This is a genomic window from Psychrobacter sp. I-STPA10 (genome assembly GCF_021012795.1).
Lineage (GTDB): Bacteria > Pseudomonadota > Gammaproteobacteria > Pseudomonadales > Moraxellaceae > Psychrobacter.
Genome location: NZ_VFYU01000015.1, coordinates 153,599 through 172,231, shown reverse-complemented (window position 1 = coordinate 172,231; position 18,633 = coordinate 153,599). Strand labels below are relative to the sequence as shown.

At 41.7% G+C, this 18,633-nt stretch carries 17 protein-coding genes; 4 read left to right on the top strand and 13 right to left on the bottom strand.

All coding sequences use genetic code 11. The features are described 5' to 3' along the window. A complete protein-coding gene (locus FHK89_RS07675; protein WP_230658753.1) occupies positions 1–969 on the top strand; it encodes a putative RNA methyltransferase in 969 nt (322 codons plus the stop codon). An 85-nt stretch (positions 970–1,054) separates the two neighbouring features. On the opposite strand, the gene FHK89_RS07670 is transcribed toward FHK89_RS07675, so the two are convergent. From FHK89_RS07670 to recN, 9 genes are all read right to left on the bottom strand, one after another. After that, complete coding sequence (locus tag FHK89_RS07670) at positions 1,055–1,774, bottom strand: hypothetical protein (RefSeq protein WP_230658752.1); 720 nt, start codon at positions 1,772–1,774, stop codon at positions 1,055–1,057. Positions 1,775–1,917: 143 nt separating this feature from the next. Next, positions 1,918–3,267: a beta-ketoacyl-ACP synthase II gene (gene fabF / locus FHK89_RS07665; protein WP_230658750.1), complete on the bottom strand. Its 1,350-nt coding sequence runs from the start codon at positions 3,265–3,267 to the stop codon at positions 1,918–1,920. Between the two features lie 177 nt (positions 3,268–3,444). Further along, entirely contained in the window at positions 3,445–4,920 is a 1,476-nt protein-coding gene (locus tag FHK89_RS07660) for an anhydro-N-acetylmuramic acid kinase (RefSeq protein WP_230658748.1), read from the bottom strand. Positions 4,921–5,031: 111 nt separating this feature from the next. Next, positions 5,032–5,970: a site-specific tyrosine recombinase XerD gene (xerD, locus tag FHK89_RS07655; RefSeq protein WP_230658746.1), complete on the bottom strand. Its 939-nt coding sequence runs from the start codon at positions 5,968–5,970 to the stop codon at positions 5,032–5,034. Between the two features lie 85 nt (positions 5,971–6,055). Next, positions 6,056–6,376 (bottom strand): sulfurtransferase TusA, encoded by a 321-nt coding sequence (gene tusA / locus FHK89_RS07650; protein ID WP_230658744.1) that lies wholly within the window; start codon positions 6,374–6,376, stop codon positions 6,056–6,058. An 84-nt stretch (positions 6,377–6,460) separates the two neighbouring features. Next, positions 6,461–7,006, bottom strand: a complete 546-nt coding sequence (locus FHK89_RS07645; RefSeq protein ID WP_230658742.1) for a hypothetical protein — start codon at positions 7,004–7,006, stop codon at positions 6,461–6,463. Between the two features lie 310 nt (positions 7,007–7,316). Beyond that, a complete protein-coding gene (gene ruvX / locus FHK89_RS07640; RefSeq protein WP_442966568.1) occupies positions 7,317–7,826 on the bottom strand; it encodes a Holliday junction resolvase RuvX in 510 nt (169 codons plus the stop codon). Positions 7,827–8,203: 377 nt separating this feature from the next. Beyond that, positions 8,204–8,770, bottom strand: a complete 567-nt coding sequence (locus FHK89_RS07635) for a YqgE/AlgH family protein (RefSeq protein ID WP_230658740.1) — start codon at positions 8,768–8,770, stop codon at positions 8,204–8,206. A gap of 146 nt (positions 8,771–8,916) precedes the next feature. Beyond that, on the bottom strand, positions 8,917–10,629 hold the full coding sequence (recN, locus tag FHK89_RS07630) for a DNA repair protein RecN (RefSeq protein WP_230658738.1): 1,713 nt from the start codon (positions 10,627–10,629) through the stop codon (positions 8,917–8,919). 387 nt (positions 10,630–11,016) lie between these two features. Between recN and ppnP the strand changes: the two genes are divergently transcribed. Beyond that, complete coding sequence (gene ppnP, locus FHK89_RS07625) at positions 11,017–11,352, top strand: pyrimidine/purine nucleoside phosphorylase (RefSeq protein WP_230658736.1); 336 nt, start codon at positions 11,017–11,019, stop codon at positions 11,350–11,352. Between the two features lie 28 nt (positions 11,353–11,380). After that, positions 11,381–12,160 (top strand): 23S rRNA (guanosine(2251)-2'-O)-methyltransferase RlmB, encoded by a 780-nt coding sequence (rlmB, locus tag FHK89_RS07620; protein ID WP_230658734.1) that lies wholly within the window; start codon positions 11,381–11,383, stop codon positions 12,158–12,160. 286 nt (positions 12,161–12,446) lie between these two features. Here the strand turns inward: rlmB and coaE are convergent, their stop codons facing one another. The 4 genes from coaE to pilB form a co-directional block, all read right to left on the bottom strand. Continuing rightward, a complete protein-coding gene (gene coaE, locus FHK89_RS07615; protein WP_230658732.1) occupies positions 12,447–13,142 on the bottom strand; it encodes a dephospho-CoA kinase in 696 nt (231 codons plus the stop codon). Positions 13,143–13,333: 191 nt separating this feature from the next. Further along, positions 13,334–14,230 (bottom strand): prepilin peptidase, encoded by an 897-nt coding sequence (locus FHK89_RS07610; protein WP_230658730.1) that lies wholly within the window; start codon positions 14,228–14,230, stop codon positions 13,334–13,336. A gap of 12 nt (positions 14,231–14,242) precedes the next feature. Further along, complete coding sequence (locus FHK89_RS07605; RefSeq protein WP_230658729.1) at positions 14,243–15,466, bottom strand: type II secretion system F family protein; 1,224 nt, start codon at positions 15,464–15,466, stop codon at positions 14,243–14,245. Between the two features lie 172 nt (positions 15,467–15,638). Further along, a complete protein-coding gene (pilB, locus tag FHK89_RS07600; protein ID WP_230658727.1) occupies positions 15,639–17,342 on the bottom strand; it encodes a type IV-A pilus assembly ATPase PilB in 1,704 nt (567 codons plus the stop codon). Between the two features lie 455 nt (positions 17,343–17,797). Here pilB and tpiA point away from each other — a divergent pair, with 455 nt between their 5' ends. Next, on the top strand, positions 17,798–18,589 hold the full coding sequence (gene tpiA / locus FHK89_RS07595) for a triose-phosphate isomerase (RefSeq protein WP_230658725.1): 792 nt from the start codon (positions 17,798–17,800) through the stop codon (positions 18,587–18,589). Positions 18,590–18,633: the final 44 nt, after the last annotated feature.

The window sequence follows — 18,633 nt, the reverse complement described above, 5'->3', positions numbered from 1 at the left end:
ATGAACGTATTAGCCGATAGCCATAGTTTACGCTGTCCACATTGCCAATCGCCGTTGATAATAGACAAAAAAACATGGCAGTGTGATGGTAGCATGAATGCTAAGCAGACCAAGCACCCTTTTGATGTGGCACGTCAAGGCTATGTTAATTTATTACCTGTGCAGCAAAAAAAATCCAAAGCACCGGGTGATTCAGCAGACTCTATTGCTGCCCGTCAGCGTTTTTTGGCACAAGGTTATTATCAACCTTTGCGTGATGCTGTGATGCTACAGATAAAAAAACATATTGCCCAGCAACCAAAAAGCAGTCACCAACAAGCGACTCAACAATACAAAAAATCACAGGTTAATATTTGGCTTGATGTGGGCTGTGGTGATGGCTATTACACTCAGGCAATGGCGCAAATTGATACACTTGATGCGCTATTAGCGGTTGATATTAGCAAACCTGCGGTGAGTTGTTTGGCAAAAACGCTGAAACAAACAGGTAGGTTAGGGTATCTATCACAGCAGCGTCCTGTTATTTATCCATTGGTTGCCAGTGCCGCACAATTGCCTATTGCTGATACCAGTCTGATTGGCATCAGTAGTATTTTTAGTCCCATTTTACCCACTGAGTTTGCTCGGGTACTCAAAGTTGGTGGCATATTGGTGATTGCCAAACCCGATGAAGCGCATCTTGCCAGTATGCGTGCAGGGTTGTTTGAGCAAGTGCGAACCCATGATTCAGATAAATTTTTAACCCAACTTGCGCCCTTTTTTGCGCTGTTATCGAGCGAGCAAGTACAATGTTCATTGTCATTAAATGCTGACGCATTGGCAGATTTACTTACCATGACGCCTTATGCTTATAGAGCAGCACCTGCAAAACGTGAAGCCTTACTGGCGCAGTCGCAAGTACAGCCACTGCAAACGCAGGCTAGATTTATTATCTATACACTTAGGTGTCATAGTAATAGCATCGGCTAATTAAGTTTAAATAATGCCTCTGCTGTATTTCCCTGTTAATTTATCATCAATATATCAATATAAATGGTAAATTCCTCTAAAATTACTACTCTTTATTATCAAGCTGACGTTTAACCTCATCTCTTAACCATAATTTTAATTCTTCAGAGAGCTGTGCCATTTGTTCACTCAAATAGTCATCAATACGACTCTCTAGCTCAAGGACAAGAGCTTCTGTTGTTACTGGAGAGCTTCCTTCTGACATGGTTTCTGGTTGTGGTATATCTTGTTGTGTGTCAATGTCTTTGACAGCAATCTCTTCTGTTGGCGTGTCTTTGTTACAAACATCTTTTGGGTTATTGTCAATATCAATATCATTAGTGTTAGTAATACTGATGATACCAGTATATTCGTTGTTGTCCTCTAACTGTATGCTATTGTCCGTCTCACTCACTATGGTTGTTGGTGTTAGGGTTGGTTGAGCAGTATCCGTTTGTGACTCTAATAGCTGAGTTGCTGTATCCTCTATATGTTCCTGTTGTTTTATTGCTAACGTGCTTTCATTATGTTTATCTTGTTTAAGTGCGTCTGTTTGGGCGGTTTCAGGTTGGTGTTGTTCTTGTTGCTTTTGTGCTTCATCTTCGGCATACAGTTTATTGATATGGGCGTCAAGGTCAGGCTGGCGAAATTCAAAGCTATCAAGGTCAGTTTCACTATCTAATAGGGTGATAATATCTTCAAGTTCGTGCACGATGGCATCTCGAACTTTTTGTGGAGCAGCCAACCAACGCTGGGAGAATTGATGCGAAAATGTGTATTCTGACATGAGTATTCCAATAAATTATAAAAATCGAGGATAAAAAATAACCCCCTTATCATACGCAAGCATAATAGGGGGGTTCAAGTACAAAAGCGTTATGAAAGCTTAATGAGCTACATCAAAGTAAAGTGGTTGGGTAGCTTAGGTGCTTAGGTGGCTTCAGACCAACGGGCAAAAACCAATGAGCCATTGGTGCCACCAAAGCCAAAGCTATTAGACAACGCATAATCAAGACCACTGACTTGACGGGCGGTATGTGGCACATAATCAAGACGACATTGCTCATCTGGATTATCTAAATTAATGGTGGGTGGAATGATTTGATTTTGTAATGCAAGCACCGTAAAGATGGCTTCAATACCTCCTGCTGCACCCAATAAATGCCCTGTCATAGACTTGGTAGAGCTCACCAAAATATCATTTTTATTTTCACTAAACACACTTTCAATCGCCAGTGATTCGGCAACATCTCCTGCTGGCGTGCTGGTACCGTGTGCATTGATATAGCCTACCTGAGAGGCATCAATACCTGCATCATTTAAAGCGTGCTTCATCGCACGGGCAGCGCCTTCACCATTTTCGGGAGGAGCGGTAATGTGGCTGGCATCATCACTCATACCAAAGCCTGCAAGCTCAGCTAAGATGGTTGCGCCACGCGCTTTGGCATGTGCCAGACTCTCTAAAATCAAAACCCCCGAACCATCACCTAAGACAAAACCATCACGGTCTTTGTCAAATGGACGTGAGGCTTGTTGTGGTGCATCGTTACGAGTCGATAATGCATGCATGGCAGCAAATCCTGACATGCCCAGTGGGCTAGAGGCTTTTTCGCTACCCCCAGCGAGCATAACATCGGCATCACCATAAGCGATTAAGCGAGCAGCAAGTCCGATAGCATGAGTGGCAGTGGTACAAGCAGTTGCTGTGGCAAGATTTGGTCCTTTTAAGCCATGTTTAATGGCGACCAGTCCTGCGGGCATATTGACAATTGTCCCTGGAATGATAAAGGGAGAGACCTTCTTTGGCCCTTTGTTTTGTAGGGTATCACAGCTGTCTTCAATGGTTTGAATCCCACCAATGCCTGAGCCAAGTACAATCCCAAAACGCTCAGCATCGACACCAGTAACGGGGGTGTTTTGTGCATCGACACTGCCAATAAAGCCCGCATCTTTTAGTGCCATACTGGCAGCGGCAATGGCATAGTGCATAAATTCATCATAGCGGCGTGCATCTTTGGCATTCATATAATCTTTGGCGTCAAAATCTTTGACCGTACCTGCAAACTGCGCGCGAAAATCCGTGGCATCAAAGTGAGAAATGGTATCAATACCACTTTCACCCGCCAGTAAGCGTTGCCATGTAGTCTCTACCGTGAGTCCTAATGGAGTTACTGCACCCATACCAGTAATGACAACTCGTTGGTAGTCAGGACGCTGATGATGGGGTGGTTTGGTCTGTGGCTGTGTTTGATTACTGTGAATCATGTTGCCCTGAGTCATAGAAATACTCTCAATAAATAGCGGATGGAAAATGAAACAAATGGTTGCATAAAATATTTTCCATCTTAGCATGACTTTTTAAAAAAAACACCAGTTTACAAGCGTAAACTATTTTTTTGGCTCATTTTTATATCCTATCCTTGTTATTACCGTCACCACTATCCCAGTAAATGTATTCTAAGCAAAACACACCTGTCCTAATACCACGCCTTTGCTTGCGCCTGTAACCGCAGGCAAATTACCTACCTCTCCCATGATGGTTTGGCGGGCAAGCCATGCAAATGCCACCGCTTCGACCCAAGTAGGTGCAAGCCCTAAGCTTTGTGTCGTCTCTATGCTAACATTGGGCAAATGAAACTTAAGACGCTCCAGCAAATACACATTGTAAGCACCGCCACCACATACATACACTGTAGCAGTTTCTTTTGGTAACTTATTAGCCGATAGGCAATACATAATTTGCTCACTGCTCGATATAGCGGTTAACTCAGTCAAAGTTGCTTGTATATTGGCAGGACTTAACAAGTTATCCGTATGTGTTTGAGCAAAAATTTCTAGCTGATGCTCAAGCCATGACAGATTAAAGTCCTCTCGTCCTGTGCTTTTGGGTGCAGGTTGAGCAAAAAAAGCATGGGTTAATAATTGGCTTAATAGGGGAGGTATGATTTGCCCTGAACGCCCCCACTCACCCCCTGCATCATAAGGATTGCCAGTATGCTTGTGTGCCCATGCATCTAATAATAAATTGGCAGGACCGGTATCAAAGCCAATGACTTGACTCATACCTGCTTGAGTGGTTTTGTTTGTCTCATTGATTGTATTTGCTGTTAAAGGTGGCAATAAGGTTAAATTGGCAATGCCACCAAGATTGAGCACCACTCGGGTTTGGGTTGGGTGACAAAACAACGCTTGATGAAACGCAGGCACAAGTGGTGCGCCTTGTCCACCCACCGCCATATCACGGCGTCGAAAATCACTGACAGTAGTCATGCCTGTGTATTCGGCAAGCAAATTGGCATCGACCAATTGTAGTGAAAATCCAAGTTGTGGGCGGTGGCGTACCGTTTGACCGTGGCAACCAATGGCAATCACTTCTTCACTGTCTGTTTGAGATTGACTGAGTAATTCAGCCACTACCTCACTGGCAAACAATGCATAGTGCCTACTTGCCCAGCCCCACCAATCTAGCTCACTCAGTAACTCATTTTGGCTATCTGTCTTTTTATTTAGACTGGCAATACTGTTAATAAACGCTGGCGACAAATTTGCCACCCCATTTGGCTGACACAATGCCAACAATACCGTACGTAACTCATTGGGGAGAGGTTTAGAGTGAGTAGCAAGCAGTTGTAATGATAACCCAGTCGTTTGCTTATGATTATGGCCTTTATCTTCTATATTTGCATTGTTATGCGCTGAAGTTGGATTAAAACGACAAATCACCGCATCAAGGGCATCAAGGCTGGTGCCTGACATCATGCCGATATACAGCCCTTCATCAAAGCTCTCAAACACCGTATTTTCTAATAACTGAGTTAACTCATTCATATCATGATCATGGATTGGATTGTCTTCATGAATGGTCGTTGTATCCTCATTAAAAAGGGCATCAATGGAAGAGGTGGTTGAGGTATTATGCGGAGTGGTTGTCATAAAAATATCTGCTGATTGGTTTTGTTATTGAGGTTAAATATTAAAGTTACATACAGTTACATCAGGGGGAGGGGATAATTACTAATTATTTAATACTACCCGTACTAACAGCTAACCGCGTGGGTGATGCGCTTGATGCAACGCTTGTAGGCGAGCGGTCGCCACATGGGTATAAATTTGGGTGGTGGATAAATCACTGTGCCCCAATAATAACTGCACACTACGCAAATCTGCACCGTGATTGAGCAGATGGGTAGCAAAAGCATGGCGTAGTGTGTGTGGAGAAATATCCTTAGTAATGCCCGCTACTTTGGCGTATTTTTTGAGCATATACCAAAAGTTTTGCCGAGTCATATAGCCCCCTTGAGTGGTCAAAAACACCGCCTGACAATTACCTGCTTTTAGGTGTGCCACCAAATCCCTTCGTCCGTGGGTCAAATAATCACTCAGTGCCATATTGGCATAGTCACCCAATGGCACCAAACGGGTTTTATTACCCTTCCCCGTAATTTGTAGCCAACCTGCATTCAGATTGACCTGCTCAAGTGACAAATTCATCAACTCAGACACCCGCAGACCACAAGCATACAGCACCTCAAGCATGGCTTTATCACGCAGTCCAATAGCGGTACTGGTATCTGGCGCACCCAGCAGATTTTCGACATCGCTTTCGGATAAATCCTTTGGTAAAGCCCGTCCAATCTTTGGGGCTTTGATACGGGCGCAAGGGTTATCTTCTCGGCGTTCATTGCCCACCATCCACAGATAAAACTGACGCAAACTTGACAGCATTCGTGCCTGTGTACGTGGCGTTTTGTCCGCTTTTTGTAGGCTGGTTAAACAGTGCAAAACGTCGGTATCGTCCCAACGAGTCAATGCTTTGGGACACATGGTCTCACAATGGCGCAAATCACGCACATAGGCATTACGCGTACGTGTCGACAGCCCACGTGCCAGCATTGCTTGACGAAATTCAGTGATATATTCAGGCTCTTCGTCCACCGCCAACGCCTTAGGCTGTCGAGGTTGTAGGGCACGCACTCGGCTCATAATTTTCTCAATGCTCTTAATATCAATACTTTCAACATTTTAAATGTTTTGATAGTCGGTTTATCATCTCTTGATGATATGTTTATCATGCCTGCTTTTTTTGAATCACATAGCGATAGTGGCTGATATTATTCATGTTATTCATATTATTCATGTTATTTGTACTATCTGTATCCAATGTTTGCGCTAAAGTTTGTTGCACTAACAGTTGATGCCCCAAATGGCGACAAAAATTTGGAATGTCTCGTGTGGTTGCAGGGTCCGTTGCCAACACCTCAATCAACTCACCCGCTTCGGCATGGCGGATACTTTTATGCAATAACATCACTGGCTCTGGGCAAATCAGCCCTTGCGTATCCAAATAATGGTCAATGGTTAACTCAGTTTCGTTTGATAGCTGGCTCATATTTAGCTCTTTTAACTTGTTTTTATATAGGATATAGGGTTTTGTCTTATTGGGTTAGCAAGAAAAGACAGATAAACTCATTATCTAATCACTGGAAACGCTTTGCGTATCGGCTGTGGACGGTTCTTGAGGTTGATTCTGTAAGGGATTTTGTGACTGTTCCTGTAAAAAATTAAAAAACCGCTTAAAATTGGCTTTAAACAAAAATGCTATGCCAATCCATGCAGCCATTGCCAACCACAGCCAATTTTCTAATTGCCACAACAAACACACCACCAGCAACGTAGACGCAATACCCACACTTAACAGCAAAATGGACGGCTGATTTAAACGATAACGATGGATAATAAACGCATCATATAGTGATAGTGGAATGGACAACCCCACCAACGCATAGGGCAAATAATGAAACAACAAATACATCAAGCGACTGTCACGAAAAGCGGGCACTGATGCCAGCGTGCCAAAAAACATAAAACACGCCAACGCCACACACACCAAAATGACCGCCACACGATTGAGTTTTTGTGCCTCACGAATACGTGCAATCGCTAACGGCACAAAGCCTGCGATAGGCGCATCTTCTTGATGCTCTTGATGAGGGTGTGACTGATTTTGTGGTGACGGCATAAAAATTCCAAAATATCCAATGCACAATAATAAATAACAACAACTATTAAACAACGACTAAAGGTGCGATAAATTTGGGTCTGTTGAACATTCATCTTCATAGGAAAAATTGAGAAACTAATTTTAACAAACAGTGACTTAGTCAAGGCAATGAACGTAGGTAATATCGAGATATTAACCAGTTCATTAACGTAGAATAAGGCAAATTTAGCCAATTTTTACATGAAAGTAAAAAATAGCTGTAATCCTTGTGGATATTAGCCTGACGGGGTGAAAGTTCAACAGACCCTTATAAATATCGACAAAATCACTAACCCATCGCAATCTCAACTGCTTTACTTGTGTCTGAAAAATACGTATTTAACAACAAACACGCCGACACATCATCAATCGGCTGATGAGGCGACTTAATCAGTCCCAACTCCCACGCCAACTCACGCGCATAGACCGAGGTCAAACGCTCATCATACATTCGCACCCGCACAGGCAAATGATGCTCAGTCAACCGATGCGCCAAGCGTCGAGCAAACTTATGTGCCCGCTTAGCAATCATCGAATCACTACCGTCCATATTCAGCGGTAGCCCCACCACCACAATGCCAATGCCCCAAGTTGCAATGATTCCAAGCAAATTATCCCAATCTGGCTGACCATTATTCATCGCCAAAATCTCAAACGGACGTGCATCTCCAGTCAACTCATTGCCGAGTGCCATGCCCATTTTTTTGACCCCATAATCCAGCCCCAACACCAGTATCGTCTTATCTGTCATCTTATCTGGGGCGGTATGTTGTGTCAGCATCTCTTGCTCAATTGCCATTTTCTCAACCTAGTTAAGTTGTATTATTAAAATTATTATTATTTAGGACTTACGTAAAAGTACGATATTTGTCTTATAAAACGACTGGGGATTATATTGAGCCTCTAGAACTACGTACAGCCAGCGAGTAAATGATACCCAGTCGCCAACAATCTTTAAAACTGCGTAAGTCCTATTATTATTGTTTATGTGTAGCCAATCACGCTATCCGCTTGTATCTTACCTGACCAGTGGGTTGCTTCCTACAGGCTGAGCAGGTTGCTGTTGCCTCGACACCCCACTCAGCCTAAGTCAGCATACCCACTGGCAAGGCAAGGATACCGCTACTATCGTGGCTAAAAAGCCTTACCCAAGCCACTGGCATCACATTATTCACCCTAAGCATGACCAATATCATCACTTAAAAAATCCAAATGTACGCCAATTTTTTCACCCGCCTGATGCCAACGCTCATCAAAAGGTATCTCAAACAACAACGACAAATCCGCAGGACACACCAGCCAATCACCCTGAGCAATCTCAGCCTCTAACTGATTTTTACGCCAACTGGCATGACCCAAGCACAAATGATAATGTCCCACCCCTTGCCCCTGTGCAATGTGTTGTAGAATATCACGACTGGTGGTAATACAACTATTTTCCGAAATCGCAAATGACGATGCCCACTGTGGTTGCCCCGTATGGAGTACAAAACCAATCTCAGGATACATAGGACCCCCCTCAAGTGCTGTATCTCCCATCACACAACTGTCTTTCACCTCAATATCCAAATCCTCAAGCAATTTACCAACATTGGCATCTAAAATTGGCTTATTGACCACCAATCCAAGTACCCCATGTGGGTCGTGGCGACACACATACACCAAGGTACGATTAAAACGTGGGTCGGGCATTTTAGGGGTGGCAATCAAAAAATGATGAGTGAGGTTGCTTTTTTTTACCATAAGAAGTCAGTACCAAATAATTAAATTTTAAAATCAAAGCAAAGCGTTGATATATCAAAGCACTCTGATAACAAAGTATCATATCAAAGTGTTAAAGATAAAGAGTAGGGGGAGTGAGGGCTGTAAGGATTGCCAACTGATATAAGTTATCTACCCGTCACATCCGCCAACAAACTGCGGGCATGTTCACGGGTCACCTCAGTAATGGTAACACCCCCAGACATGCGTGCCAACTCATCTACCTGTGCATCGCCTGTCAGTACCGATAGCGAGCTTGTGGTTTGGGTATCATGGTGTTTTTGTACCAAAATGTGCTGATGCGCCTGTGATGCCACCTGTGCTTGATGGGTGATTGCCAATAATTGCCGTTGCTGCCCTAATTGGCGCAACAATCCGCCCACCACTTGCGCCGTTGCACCACTGATACCCACATCAACCTCATCAAAGACCAACATCGGCTGACGTTCATTATTATGTTGGTTATCTGTTTGTGTAGACTGAGTTGCTAATAATACCTGCATTACCAACGCCATGCGTGATAGCTCGCCCCCAGAGGCAATCTTATATAATGGTTGCATCGGCATACCCACATTGGCGCTAAACATCAACTCAATATCATGTGTGCCTTGTGCATTATAGTTATCAGGCGATTTTTCATAAAAATCAAAGCAACATTGTGCATTAGGCAGTGCCAAAGGTTGCAGACCTGCCACTAGAAGCTCACATATTTTAGGTGCAGCTGCCATTCGAGCTGTATTGAGTGCTTGTGCTGCTTTAATAAAGCGCTGTTTAGCTTGTATGACTTGCTCTTGCATCACATCGCTGCTGGGCTGATTTTGCAGCGACTCTAGCTCAGTTTGCCACTGTACTGCTTCAACAATAAGCTCAGCAGTTGGCAGACCATGCTTACGAGAGAGGCGGTGCGCCAAACTTACCAGTTCGTTAAGTTGTTCAAGACGTTCAGGGTCAGGCATTTGTTGTTCGGCATAATCAGCGAGTAAACTGGCGGCTTCGCTAATTTGTTGCTGTGCTAGATAGAGCTGTTCAGATGCTTGCGCAAATGTTTGACTGACACTACTTTGGCTATCACATATTTTGATGGCACGCCCAAGCTGTCCCATCACATCTATGGCATCATTACCATTATCCATATCATTTTCGAGCAAATACAGTGCTTGACTGGCTTCTTGCATAAGGCTTTCAAGGTTGGATACTTCCTCATGTTCAGCCTCAATTTGCTTAAAATCAATATTAAGTAAAGGGGTAATTTCAGCCAGTTGACTTTCAAGCAAAGCAATACGGTCTTGACGATGCGTGGCAGCATCTGCCAATTCTTTTGCTTGTCGCTGTTGTTTGCGATAGTGTTGATATAAAGCTGCTGTTTGTGTGGCCATGTCTTGTAAACCTGCCATTTTATCAAGCCATTCCACCACAAATTGCGGCTTTAATAAGGCTTGCTGTGCATGTTGACTATGGATATTCACCAGTAATCTGCCCAAATCTTTTAGCTCAGCTAAGCTCACAGGTGTGCCATTGAGCCACGCTTTTGAGCGTCCTTGGGCATTTAATTGGCGGCGAATCAGTAAGGAGTCATCTTCAGGCAGTTCACGCTCGTTGTCTGTAAACCATGCAGTAATGGCAGGAGAGCTCGCATCAAACTGGGCATAAATCTCAGCAGATGTTTGCCCATGTCGTACCATGCCACTGTCACTGCGCCCCCCAACACATAAAGATAAGGCATCTAATAACAGCGATTTTCCTGCGCCAGTCTCGCCTGTAATCACATTAAACCCTGTACAAAAATTAAGCTCATGCTGCTCAATTAATGCAAAATTTTGTAAGGTTAAGGAGGTCAACATGGTCTCTTCTCAGTTAAACGATTCATAATAGGTTTAGATATAAATTTTCTATATAGCAGATATGAGCAATGCTTTAAGTCGCTGGATAACCACAATCTTGTACTTTTGATAAAAAAATAAAAAGCGGTAGCAAATATTTAGCAATATTATGTTAGCATTGCTTTATCCACAAACGACAAATTTAATCATTTATACAAGACGCATGGCTTGTATAAAAAAACAAGCTCACTTTAGCAGACTTGTTCAGCGTATTGTAGTATGTACATTCATGTTTTTAGTAATCAAAGATTGTATTAATCCGCTATATTAATTATCTGTTTATGAGATATCGTAGATGTCAGTTTGGGTATTAACTTTTATATTATTATAGAATTAAAGGATGTCACTATGCCATCAACGACGTATGACCACGTTTCTGTGGTAAAAAATGCCAATATTTCCTATGACGGACGCTGTAGCAGTCATACAGTATTATTTGGTGATGGAAGTAAAAAGATGTTGGGGGTCATACTACCCTGTGATGAGCTCATTACAGAATACCAATTTGAGACCCATACCTCTGAGCGTATTGAGATCTTAACTGGTGAATGTGAAGTCAAAATTGCTGGTGAGGATACCTTTACCTACCATAGAGCAGGGCAAGCATTTATGGTGGCTGGTCATAGTCATTTTGTGCTACGTACTGAGCAAATAGTACAATATATCTGTCATCTTGAAGGATAGTAATTGATTTTAAAGGATAATCATTAATATGGCGAAGCCCACTTATTTTTATGGTATTCATGCAGTGGCAGCATTATTGCAGCAGCGTCCTGAGGCAGCCCGTGCTTTATTTTTACAACCGTCTTACCAAGAGTCTGGTAAAGAAGACAATGCAGATAGCCAGATTCATCAGATCAAGACAATGGCAGAGCAGATGGGAGTAAGCATTCAATATGCACAAAAAGATAAATTGGCTACCTTATGTCATAGCCCGCAACACCAAGGTGTGGTGTTACATGCAACCCCAAAAGCTTTTGCAGATGAAAGTAAGATTGAAAGCATTAGTGAGCAAGATGATTGTTTGTTTTTAATTTTAGATCAAGTCACCGATGCACATAATTTGGGTGCATGTTTGCGTACCGCAGTAGCAATGGGTGTAGATGCGGTTATTTGTCCCAAACATCATTCTGCTAGCTTGACGGCTACCGTTGCTAAAGTCTCCGTTGGTGCACTAGAGATTATTCCTGTGATTGCAGTGACAAATTTATCTCGCTGTATTGAGCAGCTTAAAAAGTCTGGTGTTTTTGTATTTGGTACCGCATTAGAAGCTACTGCAAAACCATTACCAGCATGTGATTTTACTGGCAAGGTTGCCTTGATTATGGGGTCAGAAGGCGATGGTATGCGCCGATTGACCACAGACAAATGTGATGAGCTGGTTTATATTCCCATGAGCGGCAATAGTCATGGCAATTTGCAAAGTCTGAACGTTAGCGTGGCGACAGGTATGGCATTATATGAGATTAGCAGACAACGCCATCCATCCTAAGTCACAATTAGAACCTGTATTCACAACCCATAATGGTGGCTTTTTACCTAAAATAGACGTACTACGGTGTTAAATTTTGGGTTAAATAGAGTGACTATTCGCCCCAAAATTTGCCTTGTATTACGCAATTTTAGTTTAAAACTCCCCTGATTTTGGATTATGAATTATGAATACAGGTTCTTATTATGGCCAGATCAGATCAGCATTTTGGGCGATGAACAAAGCAGCAATCGCATTGATGCCATCAATGTAAATTAACCACTTAACCACTTAACCACTTAACTACTTAACAAAGAGCGAACATAGAAAGAGGCATATTTGCCATACTTAGATAATTTTTGTGTAAAGGTTGAAGCTGAGCATAGAGATTATTTAGATCACCATCATTGATAACGATATCGTCTGCTTGATTGGTGCGGTCTTCTCTGCTGAGCTGGTTGTCCATAATGGCTTTAATTTTTTCTATGGTTTGTTTATCGCGCTTACTGGCACGTTCAATTTGCAGTGACTCTGGTGCATCAATGACTAAAATACGATGGCAGAGATTCGCCAGACCTGCTTCTGCGCCTTCAAGCAGTAAAGGTGCAGATAGTATGACATAGGTTGATTTTGTCTGTGCCAATCGCCGTTTTGCCTCAAGACGGATGGCTGGATGGGTGATACTCTCTAAGGTCATCAGGGCATCAGGATAAGTAAAAACATGTTGTCTAACTGCTTTTCTATCCATCTCTCCTTTTTCTGTGAGTATCCAGTTACCAAACTTGGTCACCAATTTAGCCAGTGTGGGGCTACCTTTTTGCATAATTTGATGAGCGATATCATCGGCATCAACCACTTCAATGCCTTGTTGCTCAAACCATTTGGTTACTACTGATTTACCACTTCCAATACCGCCTGTTACTCCAATCACCAGTCTCTTTTGTTGTGGCTTATTAAATACTTGTGGGGCTTGCTCAGTTGTGGTGTCAGAAAAAGTTGGCATGATATATTAATCCTTTCATGGCTGTTAACTAATGGCTATGATTGATTATTAGCTAGGAAATGGGAATAAGTGATAGATTTGGAGATAATCACCTTTTATACAGGGTAAAATTAAAATAAAATTTAAAAAAATTACACTTAATACTGTCAGGATTACTTACGAAACAGAACAAGTCTTATTCTCTATGTTGATTAGTACCGCCCAAGATACCATGACATGATATCTTGACCATATAATAAAGCCACGATGCCTGCAATGGCAATATAAGGGCCAAAGGCAAATGGTCGGCTTTCACCATGTTTACGCATTAATATCACACCCACTACTGAGCCTAAAAGAGATGAGAGTAGAATGATAAATGGTAGCATCATCGGACCCAGCCATGCACCGAGTACGGCTAATAATTTGAAGTCGCCTTGTCCCATGCCCTGTTTTTTGGTGAGAAGATAAAAGATCTTGACCACTATCCATAAGGATAAAAATCCGATAATCAGTCCCCAAATAGATTGGGTAGGACTGATAAACCAGCCTTGTGAATTTACAGCCAGTCCTAATCCTGCTAAAGGAAAAGTGAGACGATCTGGTAGCAGTTGGGTATCATGATCAATGCCAATCAATGCCAGTAGCGTCCACACAAATAGCAAAGCTGCCAATGCAGGCAAGGTAACTCCAAGTTGATAGATGACCAACATACTTAGCAGTGCTGTTGTTAGCTCAACCAGTGGATAACGTATGCCAATTGGCTGCTGACAATCTGAACAGCAACCTTTTAGTACTAGCCAACTGATTAATGGAATATTTTCATACCAGCGAATAACATGACCACAGTGAGGGCAACGTGAAGCAGGGTGACTTAAATTGATGGCCGTATCTTGAGTAACGATGGCTTGGATAGGCTCAAGTAGGCTTACTGCGATGTCTTTTTGCTCAGTTAATAAATCGACAGAGCCACTACGCCACTCATATGTCATGATTAAGGGGATACGATGAATAACAACATTTAAAAAACTGCCCACACATAGCCCTAATACACCAAATAGGACTAATGCGAGGGAGGTATTATCTTGTAGTAGCTGCCAAAATTGCATAATTAAACCTTATTAACCAACTACTTGCCCTAATTGGAAGATAGGTAAGTACATGGCAACGACTAAGCCACCAACTAATACTCCTAGCACAGCCATGATCAAGGGCTCCATTAAGCTGGTCAGTCCATCAACCGCATTATCCACTTCATTTTCATAATAAGTAGCTACTTTATCTAGCATTTCTTCTAAACTACCCGCTTCTTCACCAATACCCACCATTTGGATTGCCATACTAGGAAATAAATTGGTGCTGCGCATGGCAAATTGTAACTGTTGTCCTGTGGCCACATCTTCTTTGACCCGCTGGGTGGCATTATAAAATACCACATTATTGGTGGCACCTGCAGTGGAGTCTAGGGCATCAATAAGGGGGACACCTGCAGCAAAGGTGGTGGATAGTGTACGAGCAAAGCGAGCAATCACCGCTTGATAGGCAATGTTACCAAAGATAGGAGCTTTTAAAACCAAGCGATCTAAAAAGTCACGAAATTTTTTGGAGCGTTTTTTGGCTTCACTAAAAGCAATAATAGCTGCACCAATGCCTATAATTAGAACAAACCACCACGACTGCATCCATTCTGACATAGTTACTACCATTTGGGTAAATGCTGGTAGTTCAGCGCCAAAAGAGCTAAATAGTTCAGCAAATACTGGCACAACTTTAACCAATAAAATGATGGTGACAATAATGGCAACCACAATCACCGCAATCGGATATTTAAGTGCTTTTTTAATTTTCGCTTTTAGTAATTCACTTTTTTCTTTATAAGTGGCAACGCGTTCAAGCATGGTTTCTAACGCTCCAGATTGCTCTCCTGACTCGACTAAAGAGCAAAATAGATCGTCAAAATAACGAGGATGTTTACGTAGAGCTGCCGCAAAGGTGCTGCCAGATTCGATTTCTGTTTTAATTTTTAAAACCAAATCTTTCATCGAAGGATTGTCTAAAGAGTCAGCAACAATTTCAAATGACTGGGTTAAAGGCACGCCTGCTTTCATCATGGTGGCAAGCTGGCGTACAAAAATGGCGATATCGAGTGCTTTAATTTTCTTTTTAGAGGTAAACAGAGGTTTGGGTTTTTTCTTAATGGCACGTACAGTGATGCCTTGTTTGCGCAGTTGTGCCTTGGCTAACTCCATGCTACGACTGGTCGTTTCCCCCTTTACTTTTTGTCCACGACGGTTGGTACCATCATAGACAAAATCTAATAACATATCAGTGGTAGCTTTTGCCATGCTGCTGTCCTCTATTTTTTATCTTTTTTTATGTTCTTGAAGGTTAGTTGGCATATCACATATTGGTTTATATCATGCGAATACCTATTAGATACATATCCTTATTTTAAACGAATATAGTAAATAATCCTATATGTAGTATTTATTTTATATTTTAAAGTTGTTCTGATATTCATTCAGAAGTTACTCGGTACATCTCTTGAATGCTGGTTAATCCTTGTAATACTTTTAAAATACCTGAGCGGCGCAAATCCCGAAAGCCATTTTTTAATGCGGCATCTTTAATTGCAATGGCATTACCATCTTCCATAATAATTCGAGAAATGTCCTCGTTAATCTTCATCACCTCATAAACCCCAACACGTCCTTTATATCCTTCACGGCACTCAGCACAGCCAACGGGTTCATAAATGATGTTGTCAGGATCAGATAAGTCTTCTTCAGTAAAGCCCATCTCAAGTAAACTTGGTTTAGGAACTGTTGTGGGTTTTTTGCAGTTTTTACATAATCGTCTGGCTAGACGCTGTGCAATGACCAAGTTGACAGAAGTGGCAATATTAAAAGAAGCCACACCCATATTACGCAGACGGGTTAAAGTCTCTGGTGCAGAGTTGGTATGCAAGGTAGACAACACCATATGTCCAGTTTGTGCTGCTTTAATGGCAATCTCTGCAGTTTCTAAGTCTCGAATCTCACCCACCATAACGATATCAGGATCTTGACGTAAAAAAGATTTTAGTGCACTGGCAAAGGTGAGACCTACTTTAGGATTGACATTGACTTGATTGATGCCTTCTAAATTAATCTCTACGGGATCTTCAGCGGTTGAAATGTTGGTTTCTTCAGTATTTAAAATGTTTAACCCGGTATATAAAGAGACGGTTTTACCAGAGCCAGTGGGGCCTGTAATAAGTAGCATACCTTGAGGTTTATGCAGCGCCTCTAAAAACATCTCTTTTTGATCAGGCTCGTAACCTAAGGCATCGATTCCTAACATGGCTGAAGAGGGATCTAAGATACGTAATACCAGTTTTTCACCAAATAAGGTAGGTAAAGAGTTGACACGAAAATCAATGGCTTTATTTTTCGATACTTTCAACTTGATACGTCCATCTTGAGGAATACGTCGCTCGGAGATGTCCATTTGTGACATTACTTTTAATCGTGAGGCAATTTTATTGGCAAGTTGCACGGGGGGAGATGCCATTTTTTGCATGACCCCATCAATACGAAAGCGTACACGGTAGGTTTTTTCATAGGGTTCAAAATGTAAATCTGATGCTCCCATACGAATGGCATCGACCAACATTTTATTGATAAACTTAACCACAGGAGCTTCTTCACCAGTAGAGCCTGCCTCATTATCTGTTTTCTCATCACTGTTTTCAACATCAACTGATAGATCGCCATCATCAAAGTCGCTAAAAGTATCCATAGAGCTAGTGAGTTTGGACTCTATGTATTTTTTTAATTTATTGTCTTCTACGACAACCGTTTGTACAGATAAACGAGAATTAAATTGTATTGCATCTATGGCATCCAAACGAGAGGGATCGCTCATGGCAACGAAAAGACGCTGCCCTCGTTTAAATATGGGTAATGCATTATATTTGCGAATAATTTTTTCACTCACCAAATCCATTGGTACAATGTCTTTATTCAGTTGATCAATATCAAAGAGGGGGTCACCAAACTCTTTTGCCACTGCCCATGCTAATTTATCAGCAGCAGCCAACTTATTATCTACTAAATATGATATGAGACTGGTTTGCTGTTGCTGGGATTCTGATAATGCTTTTTGCATGACATCTTCTGCAATCAGTCCATCTTGTACCAATCGATGTGCTAAACCGCCAAAGCTCATTGGGGCTGACATGCTCTCTCCTTAAACTTACTTAAATATATAAATATCTGTATTATGTATTATTTGTATTTTAATTAAAGTATTTAACCCCATATTGCTGCTTTATACAAGTGCTGCCTCTTTTTATATGATAAAGAGGTGTCTTGAGGATGAGCTGATTTGATGTTACAAGTAGAAAAAATATTACTTTAGCATAGTGAAACGAAGCTACAAAGTTTATATGTCTGAGTAAAATTTGCTATAATATCTGATTTGTTAAAATGAGTAAGCTAATTTTTAGTTAATTAACCAGTCAAAATGATGGTTGTTATTATTTATAGTCGAACCAATACAAAACTGTTACGTTGTCAGTCTCGCTCGCAGTACTATATGTACACCTTTGCTCGACTTCCTCGTACCAGTATTATCTTGTATCGACTATATAATTTTGCATAAAAATTCATTAATCTGTGAGAAGTGAAATAGCTATGTCTGCTTGGGTAATTGGAAACTGGAAGCTAAATCCTGCAACGCTACAACAGGCGTTAGTATTGGCTAATGATATTAAAGAGCAGACAACTGAGCTGAGCAATTGTCAGATAGTGGTTGCGCCGAGTACGTTATATACAGCGACCCTTGCTACACAAATGCACACATCACATATTACTATGGCAGCCCAAGATGTGACGGCGATGACAGCAGATACAGGAGCTTATACAGGTGATGTATCTGCCAAACAACTACAAGACATTGGTGTTAGCTGGGTGATACTTGGTCATTCTGAGCGACGTGAGTATTATGCTGAATCTAATGCATTATTATTACAAAAACTGCAACACTGCCAGCAATATCATCTTGGCGTAATATTGTGTGTGGGTGAAACTGAAGCAGAGTATGATGCAGGACAAACACAACAAGTACTTAATAAACAATTACAAGTAATTTATGATTTTTTAGCTATCCAAGCTGCTCAAGAAAAACCAACAGATAAATTAGACTTACAACTTATCATTGCTTATGAGCCTGTATGGGCAATTGGCACAGGTAAGATACCCACAGTAGAAGTGGTGACACAGATACATGCTCAAATAAGAGATGTACTTGGTACAATGAGTGATTATTTAAAATCAACACCTATTATATATGGTGGTAGTGTCAAACCTGAGAATGCTCAGGTATTTGCAAGTAGTCAACAAATTGATGGTGTTTTAGTCGGCGGTGCTGCACTGACAGCAGAGAGTTTTGTTGCCATCGCTCAAGCTTTTGCAGAACCTAACTAATTTATCTGGCTCATAAACTGCCAGCTAGGTTTAATCTAGGTTTA

Excerpts from the sequence above, each read along its gene's own strand:
- FHK89_RS07675 (WP_230658753.1), top strand. The coding sequence starts at position 1 with ATGAACGTATTAGCCGATAGCCATAGTTTACGCTGTCCACATTGCCAA.
- FHK89_RS07670 (WP_230658752.1), bottom strand. The coding sequence starts at position 1,774 with ATGTCAGAATACACATTTTCGCATCAATTCTCCCAGCGTTGGTTGGCT.
- fabF (WP_230658750.1), bottom strand. The coding sequence starts at position 3,267 with ATGACTCAGGGCAACATGATTCACAGTAATCAAACACAGCCACAGACC.
- FHK89_RS07660 (WP_230658748.1), bottom strand. The coding sequence starts at position 4,920 with ATGACAACCACTCCGCATAATACCTCAACCACCTCTTCCATTGATGCC.
- xerD (WP_230658746.1), bottom strand. The coding sequence starts at position 5,970 with ATGAGCCGAGTGCGTGCCCTACAACCTCGACAGCCTAAGGCGTTGGCG.
- tusA (WP_230658744.1), bottom strand. The coding sequence starts at position 6,376 with ATGAGCCAGCTATCAAACGAAACTGAGTTAACCATTGACCATTATTTG.
- FHK89_RS07645 (WP_230658742.1), bottom strand. The coding sequence starts at position 7,006 with ATGCCGTCACCACAAAATCAGTCACACCCTCATCAAGAGCATCAAGAA.
- ruvX (WP_442966568.1), bottom strand. The coding sequence starts at position 7,826 with ATGGCAATTGAGCAAGAGATGCTGACACAACATACCGCCCCAGATAAG.
- FHK89_RS07635 (WP_230658740.1), bottom strand. The coding sequence starts at position 8,770 with ATGGTAAAAAAAAGCAACCTCACTCATCATTTTTTGATTGCCACCCCT.
- recN (WP_230658738.1), bottom strand. The coding sequence starts at position 10,629 with ATGTTGACCTCCTTAACCTTACAAAATTTTGCATTAATTGAGCAGCAT.
- ppnP (WP_230658736.1), top strand. The coding sequence starts at position 11,017 with ATGCCATCAACGACGTATGACCACGTTTCTGTGGTAAAAAATGCCAAT.
- rlmB (WP_230658734.1), top strand. The coding sequence starts at position 11,381 with ATGGCGAAGCCCACTTATTTTTATGGTATTCATGCAGTGGCAGCATTA.
- coaE (WP_230658732.1), bottom strand. The coding sequence starts at position 13,142 with ATGCCAACTTTTTCTGACACCACAACTGAGCAAGCCCCACAAGTATTT.
- FHK89_RS07610 (WP_230658730.1), bottom strand. The coding sequence starts at position 14,230 with ATGCAATTTTGGCAGCTACTACAAGATAATACCTCCCTCGCATTAGTC.
- FHK89_RS07605 (WP_230658729.1), bottom strand. The coding sequence starts at position 15,466 with ATGGCAAAAGCTACCACTGATATGTTATTAGATTTTGTCTATGATGGT.
- pilB (WP_230658727.1), bottom strand. The coding sequence starts at position 17,342 with ATGTCAGCCCCAATGAGCTTTGGCGGTTTAGCACATCGATTGGTACAA.
- tpiA (WP_230658725.1), top strand. The coding sequence starts at position 17,798 with ATGTCTGCTTGGGTAATTGGAAACTGGAAGCTAAATCCTGCAACGCTA.